This window comes from Exiguobacterium sp. EA-TM-5, from assembly GCF_053878415.1.
In genome coordinates this window covers 99,623-116,333 of the sequence record NZ_JBSRPW010000003.1, presented here as the reverse complement: position 1 = coordinate 116,333, position 16,711 = coordinate 99,623, and the positions used below count along the sequence as shown (strand labels likewise).

General features: G+C 35.7%; 9 protein-coding genes. 4 read left to right on the top strand and 5 right to left on the bottom strand.

What is annotated here, in order from left to right; genetic code table 11:
• Positions 1–8 precede the first annotated feature (8 nt).
• The 4 genes from ACV3PA_RS16905 to ACV3PA_RS16890 are packed head-to-tail and all read left to right on the top strand — an operon-like array spanning position 9 to position 12,953.
• Positions 9–9,953 carry a condensation domain-containing protein gene (locus ACV3PA_RS16905; RefSeq protein WP_456125994.1) on the top strand — a complete coding sequence of 3,315 codons (9,945 nt, stop codon included), beginning with the start codon at positions 9–11 and terminating at the stop codon, positions 9,951–9,953.
• Positions 9,920–10,630 (top strand): thioesterase II family protein, encoded by a 711-nt coding sequence (locus ACV3PA_RS16900; RefSeq protein WP_456125993.1) that lies wholly within the window; start codon positions 9,920–9,922, stop codon positions 10,628–10,630. The genes ACV3PA_RS16905 and ACV3PA_RS16900 overlap by 34 nt, the downstream gene beginning before the upstream one ends.
• Before the next feature lie 30 nt (positions 10,631–10,660).
• Positions 10,661–12,445, top strand: coding sequence for a non-ribosomal peptide synthetase (locus ACV3PA_RS16895; protein WP_456125992.1), 1,785 nt, complete (start codon positions 10,661–10,663; stop codon positions 12,443–12,445).
• A complete protein-coding gene (locus ACV3PA_RS16890; protein WP_053451831.1) occupies positions 12,435–12,953 on the top strand; it encodes a helix-turn-helix domain-containing protein in 519 nt (172 codons plus the stop codon). Before ACV3PA_RS16895 ends, ACV3PA_RS16890 begins: the two co-directional genes overlap by 11 nt.
• Before the next feature lie 170 nt (positions 12,954–13,123).
• On the opposite strand, the gene ACV3PA_RS16885 is transcribed toward ACV3PA_RS16890, so the two are convergent.
• The 5 genes from ACV3PA_RS16885 to ACV3PA_RS16865 all read right to left on the bottom strand — a co-directional run bounded on the left by ACV3PA_RS16885 (position 13,124) and on the right by ACV3PA_RS16865 (position 16,695).
• On the bottom strand, positions 13,124–14,059 hold the full coding sequence (locus tag ACV3PA_RS16885; protein WP_053451832.1) for a S8 family peptidase: 936 nt from the start codon (positions 14,057–14,059) through the stop codon (positions 13,124–13,126).
• Between the two features lie 77 nt (positions 14,060–14,136).
• Positions 14,137–14,718, bottom strand: coding sequence for a hypothetical protein (locus ACV3PA_RS16880; RefSeq protein WP_456125991.1), 582 nt, complete (start codon positions 14,716–14,718; stop codon positions 14,137–14,139).
• Between the two features lie 140 nt (positions 14,719–14,858).
• Complete coding sequence (locus ACV3PA_RS16875; RefSeq protein WP_053451834.1) at positions 14,859–15,245, bottom strand: hypothetical protein; 387 nt, start codon at positions 15,243–15,245, stop codon at positions 14,859–14,861.
• Positions 15,238–15,447 carry a helix-turn-helix transcriptional regulator gene (locus tag ACV3PA_RS16870; RefSeq protein WP_053451835.1) on the bottom strand — a complete coding sequence of 70 codons (210 nt, stop codon included), beginning with the start codon at positions 15,445–15,447 and terminating at the stop codon, positions 15,238–15,240. Before ACV3PA_RS16870 ends, ACV3PA_RS16875 begins: the two co-directional genes overlap by 8 nt.
• A gap of 648 nt (positions 15,448–16,095) precedes the next feature.
• Positions 16,096–16,695, bottom strand: coding sequence for a DUF624 domain-containing protein (locus ACV3PA_RS16865; RefSeq protein WP_053451836.1), 600 nt, complete (start codon positions 16,693–16,695; stop codon positions 16,096–16,098).
• Positions 16,696–16,711 lie beyond the last annotated feature (16 nt).

Sequence of the window (16,711 nt, the reverse complement as noted above, 5' to 3'; positions counted from 1 at the left end):
TGAACCACATGAAAATTCTATCTGTATATCCTATGACAGAAATCCAAAAAGGGATTGCGTATGAATGTGAGTTACATGACCATACCAATGCTTATGTTAGTCAAGCAATCATTGAGATCCATTACAGTGACAAAGAAAGATACAGAAAGTGCTGGCATGCAATACTCAATCATTATGAAATATTTAGAACGAAATTCGTATTCGGTAAACTGAATGATGATATGCAAGTAGTGATTGATGATGCCAACTATACGTGGTCAGAACACCTGTGTTTAATAGAAGAAATTGAAGTTATCGCTAAATCCGAAAAAGATATTTCGATTAACGATCTACCTTTGACGAAGTTCAAAGTGCTCGAGACGCCAGAGGGAACATACCTTGTTTGGACGTTCCACCATCTTTTACTTGATGGATGGAGCATGAGTGCCACCTTGGATAAGGTCGATCGCTTATACGAATCGGAAGATAATATAATAGACGAAAAAAGGAATACTCTGAACCATTCTTATAGCGACTATATAAAAGGTAGCTTGAAAAATACTATGAAAAAGTCCGATTCATTCTGGGAAAACTATTTAAATGATTTTAGAGGTGCGCCTTTTCCTAACATATCAACAGTAAATAGGGATGTCTTTTCAGAAAAGAGTAGAGAAATCGATATAAGCTACCCTGATATTTTTGAATATTGTAAAAACAATAAAATTACTGTTGCAGCATTATTTGAGACGGCGTGGGCTACGCTATTAAGTTTATACACTCAAAAGCAAGACGTACTATTTAGTGTCATCGATTCGGGTCGTTCTATTTTGGAAGAGCAAAATGATGACTTGATTGGGATGACGATTCAGCGGAGATCTAAACGAATCCGATTCAGCGTAGAGAACACAATCCATGAATTGTTAAGAAACGTCATGGATGATGACTTAGAACTTCAAAAGCAAGGCCCTTTGTCTTTACGAAACGAAAATAGCATTCTGAACGTTGGAAACAATACGTCCTATTCGAATACGACTTTCGTGTTTGAGAATTATCCGATTCCATCAATGGACATGAACTACAAAGTTATAAAGGGGACGGAACTCTCTACGTCAGATATTACGGCATCATTCGGAATTGTCGAAGATATGATAATGGCAAAACTCATGTTTCATGAACAGGTGGTTGATACGTCACAGGCAGAGAATATCCTCAGTTATGTCGAAGAAATTCTAAAAGAAATCATCAACTTAGACTCAAATGCTGAAGCTGGAAAAGTCCTTTCTTCTTTACGTAAAAGCGAAATCAAAAGCACTACAAACGCTAGAAATTCGAGTAAATCATATTTAGAAATCATTGAGGAGCAAGTCTCCACTACACCCGGGAAAATCGCGATTTTCGAAGAGGAACAACATCATACGTACGAAGACATCATTACATCATGTCATACCTTGATAGATAGTTTGAGCGAGTTGTCAATCAAAGAAGATGAAACAGTCGGGATATGGACGGAACGATCTGCTCAAACGATTGAATTAATGATTGCGCTCCAATATCTACACATACCCTATGTATTTTTAGATAAAAAGTATGGTTCAAGTCGTCTTGAGTACATTATGCAGGATGCCAACGTAGGAATGGTCATTTTGGATAATACGACCTCTGACGAGTACGAATTCACTACACCATCCATTACTTTGGAAAACCTGTTCAGTACGAATGTATTACAGAACCGAGTACCTTCTTACGTTGCGAAGAACACCTGTACACAAATTATCTATACATCAGGGTCTACCGGTTCACCGAAGGGAATCATGGTTTCTTCGGGGAATATCATTTCATTTGCTCTCGATAGCCAATTTTATCCCGTAAATGTCGATGAGAACTTCGCTCAATCTTCATCATTTGCTTTTGATGCAAGTAATTTTGAAATTTGGCTACCTCTATTTAATGGGGCATCCATCACAATCGTAAAAGAGCCAGTTTTCGATATCTATAACTGGAATCGTGCCATTTCTGAGAAGGGAGTGACTACTGCATGGATGACAGCAGGTCTATTTAACACATTCGTCGATTTGGATTTTTCATTGATATCAGGGCTAAAGACACTTTTTGTAGGGGGAGAAGCCCTATCACCTGCCCACATTAATAAAGCATACCAAAATTCAATCGATCTAACGTTATATAACGGCTATGGACCAACCGAATTGACTACATTCACCACAACCTATCAAATTCCTCGAGAGGATGCAGCATCGCAATCGATTCCGATTGGATATTTACTAAATAATAGCCATGCTCAGATTGTAAACGCGGAAGGCTCAGTCGTCCCAATTGGAGTACCGGGCGAATTAATCGTCGCAAGTTCAGGAATGACAATGGGGTATTTGAATGATCATGAAAAGACTATTAAGGCATTCACGTCAAAAGACATCGATGGAGTAACGAAGACCTTCTATCACACAGGTGACATTGTTCGATTCGATGGTGCTTGCTTGCATTATACCGGTCGGAAGGACAAACAAATCAAGTTAAGAGGATATAGGATTGAATTGAACGATATCGAAGCTGTTCTCAATAGCTTCGATGGTGTAGAACGATGTGCTACCCTCTTCAATGACGATTCTAGAACGGATAAATTTATTGAATTGTATTATGTCGGTAAGTCCACAAATATTGAGGTTAAAGCATTTCTAAAAGCAAAACTACCATCGTATATGATTCCTCAAAAAATTATCCAGTTGGACACGATGCCACTGAATGTGAATGGAAAAATCAACAAAAATGAGTTGCGAGCGACCCGACTGAGTAAGCCGAAAAAGCTTGTGGAAACAACTTCAGCACTTACTGATGAATTCAATACATTCTTAAGTGAATATTTAAACAATGAACGGATCGACGATCGAAAAACAATTTTTGATTATGATCTAGATTCTTTGAAAGTCGTCAAACTTACGCATGTCTTGAATGATAAATACGACCAAAAAATAAGCTTAAAGGCTGTCATGAATTGTCCGAGTATTGCTGAAATTCGAGGTTTGTTTATCGGTAATGAAGAGACACAAGCTGAAGTGTCAGTTTTGATTGACCAGAATCAAATCAATGAAGAGGTTGTATTGAATCCGACAGATATGCAACGATCGATGTATTTTATATCAAGTGATAATCCTAGGTTACCAATCTACAACATTCCGTTCATACAAAAAATAGCAGTATCAGAAAAACTCCCTATTAAAAAGCGATTTTTAAATTTAATCGATAGACACGAACTCTTTAGGTATCGTTTTGAATTGAATAAGGACAAGGAACTAATCATCAAAAAGAGTGTTCATAATAGTCCTTCGTTCTTTGAAGTAGTAGCCGAAACGGAGCAAGAATTTATTAAATTTAAAAACAGTGAACTGAACTACTGTTTCAATCTGGATGATCCGAATGAATCCTTGATCCGAATGACGTTCATTCAATATCAGGATGTGCACTGGATAGTCGTGGTGATTCATCATATCATCTTCGATGGAGAATCGATGGGGATTTTCTTGAACCAACTGTTTTCCACTAATGTAGGTGAGGAGAATTCTATCAAGCAATTTGATGATTACTTACACGCATCACCAACTTTACCATCGGATGAAACGAAACAGTTCTGGATCGAGAGCTTGAAAAACGTTGATAAAAAAATTAATTTTCAGAAGTCGAGTCAGCTTCCTTACAATTTTGCAGGAGAGATTGTCACAGTAGATATCAAGAAGCGTTTCATAGAAACTTTAAATAAGACGGCACGGTCTTCTTCTGCTTCTAAATTTAATGTTCTCCTTGCACTATATTCCCAATTCTTGATCAAATATTTTAATCAAGATAGCATGATCGTTGGAAGTCCTGTATCGATAAGACCACCAGCATTCGAAAACACTTTAGGGATGTTCTTATCATTTGTCCCATTTGTGAGTTATAGAAATGAGAATCAGTCATTTGATGAGCACATCAGCCATACGAAACAAACTCTATACGATGTTGTCGATCATTCGAATGCGAGCTACTCAGATATCTTAAAGTGGAGCGAAAAAGATGCGACTGCTAGCAATGGATTATCGATGATCCAGACCGTATTAAATTATCAAATGATTGAAAGTCAGAAATTAGAAGAATTACTCGTCTCAAATAATGATCATCAAACCGCTCAGTTCCCTATCTCATTAGTTTTTTATGAGAGTGATCAATCTAAACTACAGATCGAGTATTCTACCCAGCTATTCAATAAGTACGAGATCGTAAACATGATGGAGTTGTTTTTAGAATGGGGTGCCCGAGTATTAGATGAATCGAATCAAAGCATGATATATCATCCTGTACTGGGACAACAAGAAACAAAATTATTGGTGGAGATGAATAATCCACGTTTCTCGATTAGTAAGAAAGAGATTTCAGACTTCCTCTCAACTATTAGCCTTGATAATCATGATGCTGCAATCGTTTATGAAGGAAGAACAATCAAGTATTCCGAATTGCATGATTCGATTGAACAATTCAATGTGAAACTAATGAAATCAGATGTGGGCAAAGGGGATAAAATTCTCTTCTATGGTTCCCGATCCACTAATCAAATTATTCTTTATTTGACTTGTCTCAAGTATGGATATGTATACGTACCCATTGATCGAAAACATCCGTATGATCGATTGGTTCAAATTATTTCGGAATGTCGACCTCAGTTCATCTTGCATGAGGGCGATTTGGATCTAAAGGATTTGAATCATCTTCTTCGATTTAAAGCAGCTGACATCAATAATAAAGAATTTGAACGCTTTAACGTAGGAGATGCACAAGACGAGAGTTTGGCTTACATCTTATATACATCTGGTACAACAGGTAAGCCAAAAGGAGTGAAAATCTCACGATTTAATTTGAGCAACTTCATGTCCTCTCTTATGAATGACTATGGAATTGAGGGTAAATGGAATGCTGCATTCCTCTCTTCTATTTCCTTTGATGCGAGTATTTTTGAAATGACCTCGAACATCATTAAAGGTAATAAGATTGTGATTTTTGAAGAGGACTATTCTACTTTCACTGACTTTATTTTGAACCATCAAATCAATTATATGGTTATCACTCCATCCTTACTAAATGCCTATGATTTCTCGAAATGTCATTCTTTGAAGATGATTGTGAGCGGTGGAGAGAAATTCAAGAAGAATAGAACACTCCATGAAGATGTTGTTACTCTGAATGGTTATGGACCGACTGAAGCATCAGTTTGTGTATCGTATTCCTCGAAAGAATCAGAGAGTAACATTGGGATTCCCAATTCTAATTCTTGCGTCGTGATTGTAGATGCTTACAAAAATATTTTACCTGATGGAAGCACTGGGGAAATCGCTATCGTCGGTCCTTCAACCTGTGAGTCATACGTGGATCGAGCGGATAACGAAGGACGAATTGAAGATGTACCTTCATCTCTAGCACAGTATGGTCAAAAAATGTATTTGACTGGTGATTTAGGAAGTTTTCAAGAGCATGAACTTCATTACATCGGACGAAATGATCTACAAGTGAAAATAAGAGGGAATCGTGTAGAATTAACAGAAATTTCGTCATCAGCGGTGGGATTTGCGGGTGTAAAGGAAGCCTACACAATCTATTTCAATGAAGAAGGGGGATCGGAACTAGCATTGTATGTTGTTTCTGAACCTAAGCATTCTTTATGGGGTGAAGAGCAACTCATCCAATACTTGAGCACCCAATTGCCTAGCTACATGATTCCGACCAAAATAATGAAGGTCGATAAGATGCCTCTGACCGTCAATGGGAAAGTTGATGAGAAGCAACTCCCGTTACCTGATATGAATCATGATGAAATTGACATAGTAATTGCTCCAAGAAACGAACAAGAAAAAATGATACTTGATATATGGAGTAGTGTATTAAAAACAGAATCAATCGGAATTAATCAGAACTTCTTTGATTTAGGCGGAGATTCGATTAAGAGTATTCAAATCGTTTCGTTACTCAAAGAAAAAGAACTTCATATCTCGAGTCAGGATATTTTAACACTCCAAACCATTGAAAATCTGTCAGATGCAATGACTCTAGATGAACATGGACCAGTGGAGTACGGAGAAAAAATACATCGTTTCAGTATTTCTCCGATTCAAGAATGGTTCTTCAACTTAAACTTGAATAAAGTCAATCATTGGAATCAATCGCAATCGCTTACGCTACCGCGCGTTTCAGAAGAGCAACTGCTGAAGAGCTTCGAGGTCCTTTATGAGCACCATCCTATGCTAAGAAGTAGTTTTGTGCTGACTTCGAGAGAAGTGAAGGTCATGGACGTTGCATCGATCGCTTTAGAAAATCGATTCAAGCGCTATTCAGGCATCGATGAAATGAATGCTGATATTGATTCCATGCAAGCTGGACTTAATATCTATACGGGTGAGACTTCTAAAATTTTATACTGCTATGAAAATAATGAGATTCATATTTTTTGGATCATTCATCACTTATTTGTCGATATCCATTCGTGGAGCATCTTAGAAAATGAAATTCGGCAGTTACTCCAAGGGAATGAGATTCAAGGAACAGACCATTCGACGAAACAATCAGTCATAGCAAAACAGCAGCAGTGTTCGATTATGGATGCTTTTGATTTGAATGATGATGCGAATAATCCTCTCTATGATACAAAGCTGAATGGGCAAGAGTTGATTGTAAAAAAACAGACCTTGGATAATGAGACACAACTAACGAGTACGTTCACGACTAGCATCATTCTCCAAACCATTGTGAGATCGACTAATGAGACGTTGAATGTATGGCTTGAACGCAATGCCAGATTTGAAGATACATTGAAAGAGTTCAATCTCAATCATACTGTCGGATGGATGACGGATTTCAAGAAACTCACGCTTCCTCGTCACGCTACGATTAATCAGGTGTTTTTACAACTCAATAATGTAGAGAGTCATTTAAGTAATATAGACTCTGGTGGTAATTCAGTCTTCGTAAACATAGTCAAATTGGTGGGCAAGAAAAACGACTATCAAGTGGATAGTCTGGATATTGCAAAGGAAAACCTTCAGAAAATGCCTCCGACTATTAATGTAATTGAGTTTGATGACGAGTATAGAATCACACTCCTGAATGTCGCGAGTAGTGATGCTATTTTGAAGGCGTCAAAAGAAGTCATTGACATGGAACTGAACAAGCCTGAATTGATCAATCATTTAAAAATAATAAACAAGCTGAATTTTGAATTGCTTGATTATGAAGAGTTTACAAACTTAGGATCTCATTTGGAGATTGAAGGAGTCCAACCACTATTCCCATTACAAGAGGAAATGATTTATTCAGGGGTCAGTAGTGAAAACAGCTACGTGAATCACTTTGCTTGGACAACGACCGAGAACATAGATTCGGTAGTTTTTAAAATGGAAGGTGTTATCGAAAAATATGAGGCGCTAAGAACAAGGTTTGTCCGAACAGCGAAAAACAATTTCATTCAAGTGATTGATAAAAAAATCACTTCGACGATTCACAAGCATCGAGCACACCCTAGAACCCTTCTTGAAATCGATGCCCTCATTAAAGAAGAATATAAAACATTCAAGTATCAAAACAATCGCCATTTGTATGGATTCTATTTATTTGAATTAGAAAATGGAGATACACGTGCTGTTTTAATCTTTAACCACATTTTATTCGATGGTTGGAGTATTGGAATTCTCATGAAGGAACTATGGAGAACTGACACGTCACCAATTCTAAAGAGTCGAAGTATAACGAACGATGAGTATTCGAGATGGCTATTAGCACAACGAAAGCTCCAGGATACTATATCCTTCGAGAAGCTAAGAGCAATCGATAATCGATTGTTTAGTAAAGACGTACAACTGAGAAATCCAGAAGATATCAACATCGAACTTAGAAAAACCATACCTTTTGAGAAATCCGAGTCATTCATGGCATTTTGCAAAACTGAACGAGTATCAGTAGCGAATGCCATGGCAACCATCTGGGCGATGCTCATTTCAAAGCTGTCGGGTTCGAAAAACGTTTTATTTGGGTCGGTTAAATCAGGAAGGAATTGTCCTGTTTTCAAAATTGAAGAGCAGGTTGGAATGTTTATTCATACATCACCTACGTATTTAATGATTGATGATCATCAGTCATTTGCCGATCTAATCCATCAAATAGAAGCGTTTAATCGTAATAGTGATAATACGGATACTAGAAAACTGAAGAAGGCAGTCGGATTTGGGGTTAACCAGGACCTATATGAAACTATCTTTATAGTGGACAACTATCCTGAGCCGAATCGGATGGACCATATTAAGGACATCGAAGCAAATGAACAATCAAACTATCCTTTGAGTTTAAGTGTCGCCATGGATGATAAAGTACACTTCAAGATTTCTTACAGCGATCGACTAGTTTCTTCGGATGACATTCATCTTCTATCTTTTTGGATAGAAGAAGTTATGCAATATGTAACGAAATTTGATGGAAATGTATTAGCGAATGAACTACTAGGCTCGCTATCCATAAATCCTTCTATTTTAGAAACTCAGGAGGCTGTTTCCGTGGCTCGAATCGAAGAAATAGAAGAGAAAAATGAAGTAAATGGGACGGCGATTATTGAAAAGAATTCGTTTATCGAAAATGTAAAGCAAATATGGTGTGATGTCTTAGGTCATTCTGATTTTGATGAGCACAGTGATTTTTTCGAGGTCGGTGGCAATTCTTTAAAGATGTCTAAAATGCTTTTCATTTTAAAGGAAGATTACGATTACGATTTAAACCCGCTCATGTTTTTCGAAAATCCAACCTTAAAGATCTTCGGTTTCGAGGAGGAACTTGAAAACGAAGAGGAGATTATTCAGAACTATCTCCAAGAGCACCCTGCAGAGAGCGCAAAAGTCTCTACGACGAATCACGTATTAGTGACTGGAGCAACTGGACTCGTAGGAAGTGAGCTGGTTTATCAATTGTTATCAACCGACCATGTCGTATATTGCATTGTAAGAGGAGTAACCGATTATAAAGCACATATCAGACTTATGAAACGATTAGAAAGTATTTCTAAAATGGATGTATCGTTAAATCTACACAATTTACGAGTCTTCCGAGGAGATATCCATCAAGAATTTTTAGGGTTAGACGAAGAGACGTACCTTCACTTATCTGGAATCGTGTCAGAGATATATAACTGTGCCGGAAATGTAAATTTCATGGCATCCTTAAAGGATTCTCTTGAGACGAACGTAAAAGGATTACAGATGATCATGAAGTTTTCACAGTTGAACCTTATAAAAAAAGTGAATCATATTTCGACGCTCTCGGTCCTCGGGCATGATCATTATATTATCGAAGATACAGAGTTAGCTCCGATAAGTTACGTAAAAAGTAAAGTTGTCGCTGAAAAATATTTGAGACAGTATCGAACAACCAGGGATGGGGTTTCCGTACAACGATTAGGACGAATAGCAGGAAATGACAGAACGTATAGTGTTCCTGAAAATGATTTGTTCTGGAGATTAATTGTATCCATCCATCAACTTGGATATTGTCCTAAAGAATTTTTGGAGTTTGAGACGGATTTGACTCCGGTGAACGTCGCTGTAAAGAGAATGATTGCTGAAACGAATAAAAATCATGAGAATCGAGTAATCAATTACTTTTCAGAAAGCTTAGTGACATTTGGACATTGTATTAAACTGTTAGAAGAAATGAGTCAAAAAACAATTGAACTGGTCTCGTACGAGGAATGGATGGATCATGCAGAAAAAGACAGTAACTTGAATCAAATCAAAGTTTTGATTCCACTGTTCAGACAAAACGTCTTTTATGAACCTGAAGAAAACACAATCATTTCGGAAAACTCCCCGGACGTGCAGTATCAATCAAAAGTCACACTCAAAAATTCTATTTCTGATGAGGTGATCAAATGTTATCTAAAAGAAGTTCTGAACAAGTATTAACAGATATTCAGTTGATTGCCATTCCATTTGCAGGCGGCTCTTTGAATAGTTACAGTCAGATGAAACTAATTGATGGAGTAACGATAATTAATTATGAGTTGCCTGGAAGAGGAAGACGGTATGAGGATTCTGAGTATACGATGGAAAAAGTTAAAAAAGAAATAATAAAACATATCGATTTTACTAAGCCGTATATTCTTTTTGGTCACAGCATGGGGGCATTCATTGCTTATGAAACGTGCGTATTAATTGAAGAACTCAATCTGAATAGACCGTACAAAGTAATTTTGAGTGCACAAATTCCTCCGCACTGTGTAGATGATCAATCTTATGATCGAGAAATGGATAATGCTTCAGTTGTGGCGTACTTAAGAAGCATGGGTGGTACTCCCCAAGAAGTATTAGACAGCAAAGAATTGATTGATTATTACGGAAAAATTTTGAAGAACGATCTCACGTTATTACGAAAGTATCTTCATAATGGATGGAGTCCAAAAGTTAAATCTAGCATTGAGATATGGAACGGGATTCATGACAACATGATACCGTTCTCTAAGGTCATGAAATGGAAGGATGTGACACTCTCTGAGTGTCACATCAAATCTTTCGAGGGTGGTCACTTTTTTATCAATGACCTATTGAGCGATCCTTCACGTTTTAAAAAGGAACTAGTTTGAACGAAACATTCAGCAAAAGGGGATTAGGATATGATAATAGAAAAAGACTATTTAGCTGAGTACAATAATACGATGACTAACTATTTTCCGACCAAAATCCATGAAGTTTTAGCGAATGCCTCAAAAAAATTCGGGGAATATATAGCCATTAAAGATTCAGCAGAACAAATCACCTATAATGAATTGTATTCTCGAGCGTCCTCGCTAGCTCAAAAAATATCAGGAACGAGTCAACCAGTCGCCTTGATAGCTCATCGAGAAATCGAGACCATCATTCAGATGTATGCCATATTAATTTCCGGAAATTATTTTATTCCGATTGATCCGGATAGTCCATCCGCTAAAACTGAACATGTCTTGGAACATGCAAATGTGCGGTATTTGTTAGATGGTCATTCGATGAAAGAACTCCATGCAAATGAAGTGACCGTTCCCTTCCAAGAGAAGCTAGAAGCACGTGATGATATCGCATATGTAATGTTTACTAGCGGCAGTACAGGTGTTCCCAAAGGAGTAGTGGAGAGCCATTATCAAGTCATGAACACATTGTTTGACATGAGGAACAGGTTGGAACTAGATACTCAGGATGGATTTCTATGTCTAGCATCGTTCTGCTTTGATTTATCCATCTTTGATATTTTCGGCGCAGCGCTTTCAGGAGGAACCCTTTACCTAGTAAAGGATCAGCGTGATTTCGATGAGGTCCAGTCGGTGATGGAGCATAACAAAATTACCGTGTGGAATTCCGTCCCAAGCGTCATGGAATATTTTTTAAAGGAAGTTGTACTTTCGCAAGTGGCGAAGAATAATTTGAAGGTATGCTTAATGAGTGGCGACTTCGTATCAAAAGAAGTTGCCACTCGCGTACTTCAAAATTTTAGTGCTGCCAAGGTGTATAGTTTAGGCGGCGCTACAGAATGTTCGATTTGGTCAATCTTATATGAAATCAATCAAGCGAATATAAATGACTATTCATTCATTCCTTATGGTTATCCCATGAAGAACCAGACCGTGTGGATCCTTACTGATGAGTATACGCTTCAAGAGTTTGGTTCAGAAGGTCAGATTGCAATCGGAGGAAATGGTGTAGCTTTAGGATATATGAATGATCATAAAAAAACGAAAGAGACCTTTATATTCCATGAAACGTTAGGATACTTATACCTTACAGGTGACATTGGTCAGTTTGTTTCGCCACATCATATCAAATTCATCGGGAGACAAGATTCGAGGGCAAAAGTAAATGGTTATAGAGTTAGCCTGAACCACATCGAGAATCAATTTCAGAAAGTGTTCGACTTTAAAACAAAAGTTCTTTTGATGAAACAAGAGGATAGTAAGGATAAAATCGTATTAGTATATGAAAAGGATGTTCCGTTAGACAATACAGAAATTAAAAATCATTTAAGTGCAAGTCTAGCACTGTATGAACTGCCTAACGTTATATTCAACATTTCTGAATTTCCTCTGACGAGTAATGGAAAAATCGATTCAAAAAAATTATTAGACTTAGCAGCTGAACGACATGGATTTATGACAGATACAAGTGATTCGGATCATTTAACAGGACTTCCGAGTGACTTTAGAACGATGTTGATTGACGTACTGTCATTAAATAAGATTAGCGAAAAAGATTCATTGTTTGATTTAGGTGTTGACTCTATCCAGTTGGTAAAGATAAAAAATTGGATTGAAGAGAATGAAGGTATAGTATTGAGTTTAGTAGATATTTATACTTTAGATGAAGTTGAGAAAATTGAAGAGAAAATTTACGGTAAATTATTAGCAAAGGATGCTAAACAACATGGATTTTAATTTATTCAAAAATCAGGTGAGATTTAAAATTGCTTTAGAATTGATTGACATTGAACAAGGTTTATCGATAAGACAATTAAATGAACTATTAAAAGATGTTCCACAGTCTACTTTATATCGACAAGTGAATTTTATGATGGACGACAACTTGCTTAAGGTAGTGGGATTTCAAAAAGTAGGCAAAGTAGAAGAGAAGTTTTATGCCTTGAATACTGAAGGATATAAAATCAATGAAGAAGATTGGAACTCAGCTACTTATAGTGAGAAAATTGATTTTGTCTCGTTTTACTTCATGTACATCTTACAAAATTATAAAAATTACTATGAGAAAAGTAAGACCGAAGACCAGCAAGATCAATCTACTTTCTCACTAGTGAAGCTAAATTTATCGGATGAATCTTTCAAAGATTTCCAAGGAGAACTAAGTACACTTTTGGAGAAGTATTATAATACTTCGGATGAAGATGACGATAAAGACCGGACGATTTCTGTCGTGATTATCCCTTAATAAAGGTTTTACAGCTCTCAACATCTCTTTAGCTGAGTTGAAGAATTGTTACCATTTATAGTTGTTATTACTAAATAAATAATGCTTAGGATGACTAAAGTAAAAGCTCTTCATTTATAGCAAATGAAGAGCTTTTACTAATGAAATTTTTGAGATGAAATCATAAAATGTTATTTATGATTTTTAACATATTCAATTGCAGCTTCAATATCAATCAATCCATTTCCATATTCTATTTTATCTCCTAGTGGAACTGCAGTTTGAATTAAAATGTTTTTAATTTCATGATTAGAAAGTTTAGAGTCATATTCTTTTAATAATGCAGCGCTTCCTGCTACGAAAGAAGCTGCAATAGAAGTTCCATCAATATATGCATATTTATTATTTAATGAGGTTGTGAGAATATCCTTTCCTGGAGCCATTAAATCAATTTTGCTTCCTATACTTGATTGAGACCATCTTCTGTTGTCTTTTTTGACTGCGCCAACACTTAATACTTCTTTATATTTTGCTGGATAAGCAATATAATTTCCCTTTCCTTGATAACCTAAATTGCCGATTGCAGAAATTAAAAGAGTACCATTCTGATCGGCTTTTTTAATCCATTTTTCAAGTTCACTATTGGGTTTCAGACTTCCCAAACTCATTAATACGATATCGATTTTATGATCAATCGACCATTTTAATCCTGTAATCACATGTTCGAAATCTCCACTTTTGTTATCATTCAAAACCTTGATTGAATATATATCAGCTTGTGGGGCTATGCCTGTAATTCCTACATTATTTTTTTGAGAATTAATAATTCCACCTAGTTGGGTACCATGTCCGTTATTATCTTTAGAACTCGATTCTTTAGTGAAATTTATACTTTTTTTAATATCTAAATCTCGGTGGTCATAATCTATTCCAGTATCAAGTATGGCAATTGAAATTCCTTTACCTTCAAGTTTGAATTTATTTTTAGTTTCGTTAACTTTAAGTGCATTGATGCCCCATTGATTTTTTTCTATGATTTTATTTTTACTTTTTTTATTATCTTCTAACCAAAAAAAGAATCCAATAACTAAAAGTAAAGCAAGTAAGGTAACTATGATTTTTTTCATTGTCTAGTATCATCCTTAATAATATTTAAAAAATCACTTATAAGCTCATAACACAAGCTCATAAGTGATTTTTTTATTTATTCAAAACATGCGCTATAAACAGATCCGACTTTAAAAATCTCGATTACTGCAGCGACAGTATCAGGTCCAGATTTTTTAGCAGCAGCTTTTACAGCAATTTTGATTGCAGCTGATTTAGTAGCTTTAAACTTACGAGCTGAATTATATGATTTAATCAACGTTTTAGTAAACGTTGTAGCTCCACCTGCAGTTTTGATGATGGATTTTAATTTTGTGATTTTTGCAATAGGGAATACATTTGTAGCGATTGCTAAGCCGATAGCAGAAGCACAACCGACGACTCCAAATGCTACAACATCACCTTCTTCTTTAACGACAACCCCATCAGAGACGTTATCTTGTAAATAATCTACTACTGCTTCGTCTCCTTCGTTGATGACATCCTCTGGAAGAGTCTCTACAGCAGCGAATACTTCTTCAAGGTCTTTTGCTTGCTCCTCTGAAATATATGTATCATTTTCAAGACCTGCTTCTTCAAGAGCAACTTGATCTGAATCAGCTGCAGATACACTTCCAACTGCAGAGAAGATTAGAACTCCCGAAAGAATAGAGCTCATTAATTTTTTGTAGAAAGACATAGAAAAAACCCCCACTTTTATTTTAAAATTTCCAACAAAGTAAATAATAAACAAATATCAAAAGAAATTAAATAGAAAATTCCTTTTATCTGTAAATAATTTGTTGTTTTAAAATAAGCATGGAAGTTATTGTGAAAACATTAATTGTATGATTTTGCTTTAAAGAATTCGATGATTGGCAGAATAACTAAAGCTAAAGCGAAAATTATTATAAGATCAATATTTGGTTCTCCGTCCTTGAATTTATCAAAACAAATAAATAGAAAAATTAAAATTGTTAAAATTTTATAGCTAATTGACGAACTTTCCAATGTCACCTTTTTTCCTAATTCATCGTTTGGAATAAGCTTTTCATCTTTCCCTGATTGCGACCAAGTAAAATATGAGAAAAACATAATCAACAACAAGGCAAGCTGTACAATGGAGAAGAAGTTTATATAATTCTCGATTACCATGCTTGTAATTACTCCACCTGTTAATACGATAAAAGAAATTAAAAATACGATAGTTTTATTTTTTTTATTCATGACTATTCTCCTGTCCAAAAAGAAATAAGATATCAATGCGTGTTTCTAGCACCTCAGAAATTTTAAAAGCTAATTGTAGTGTAGGATCATACTTATTATTTTCAATTGCATTTATGGTTTGCCGACTAACATTACAGGATTGTGCAAGTTCATTTTGAGAAATGCCCAATTCTTTTCTTTTGGATTTTATAATATTATTCAAATGGTTCCCCCCGAAAAAAATGTCAAATACTTTTTACACTTTGATATTAGTATCTTCACTGATAAATGTCAAATACTTTTTACAGTTTAGTTAGTGATGTAATAAGTTGATTATAGATTTTTGCGAAAAAATGGATGTTTTATCCGATATAAATTAAACTTCAATTCACTTATTGTATGAATTATTGTGAACGGAATTAAGAATGCAATAGATATATATGATTTACTGACTGTATAATTATGTGTAACACACCGCTTTTTAAAATTGAGAAAGATGTGTTAGATATGGTAAGGGGCATGACGACTTGGAGTATAGATCTGAAATAGGGAATAAATCCTTTATGGTGCATAAGTATGAACGCAACATTGATGTCTATCGTGCGAATACATATAAGAATAATCAAAAAAATGGTAATACGATCTTATTTACTGTATATAAATACACATACGAAAAAACAGCACTGAAACTTTAATAGTTTCAGTGCTGTTTTTTCGTGATTTTCAGATACCCAAGGAATAGATGCTTGTGACCAATTAGTATCTCCCATGAATATCAATCACTTTATTTTTTAATTGTTTACTTATCTAAAAGAATGGCCATCGATTTTTGGCATACTCATATTTGATGAGATATCATTCACAACGATAATTATGATTTAAGCATTGTGCGATCCAGCTGATGTAAATACAGTTTAGTTGTAAGAAATATAACGAACGAGAAGCCGAACAATAAATAGAGAGGTGATTGATATGCCAATACACTCAATGTCGTGAGTAAAAGAAACGAAAGCAATAAAACATACCCATAACGTACTAAACTAAAAAGGGCTAACTTAAGCGCATCCTTTTTATTCAGCTCATAATGCGAGAGAATCGGAAATAAGAAAACGGAAATAGCTAAAAAGGACAGGCTGACAATTGAGAGACCTGTAAATAAAAGAGTCTGTCCCGTTTCGAGGTGACGAATGATTAAAAAATCAATCAGTAAGAACAGTAAGATGAAGGTCCACAAAATGCCGAACTTTAAATGATACTGCAACGCTTCTTTAAAAAAATGAATGTAGGATCGAAAAACACTGTAATCTTTATGCACTGACCATTGTCTCGTGACGGCAGTTAGTGCATACAGAGATGGAAAGATCGTGATGACTGGTAAAAGGGTGATGAAGAAAATGAAGTTCAATTGTACGAGTCCGGTAGTAAATTCAAGAAGTTGAAATAGCTTGTTTTGTTCATGCTTTAAGTTCATAAGTACCTCCCCCGAC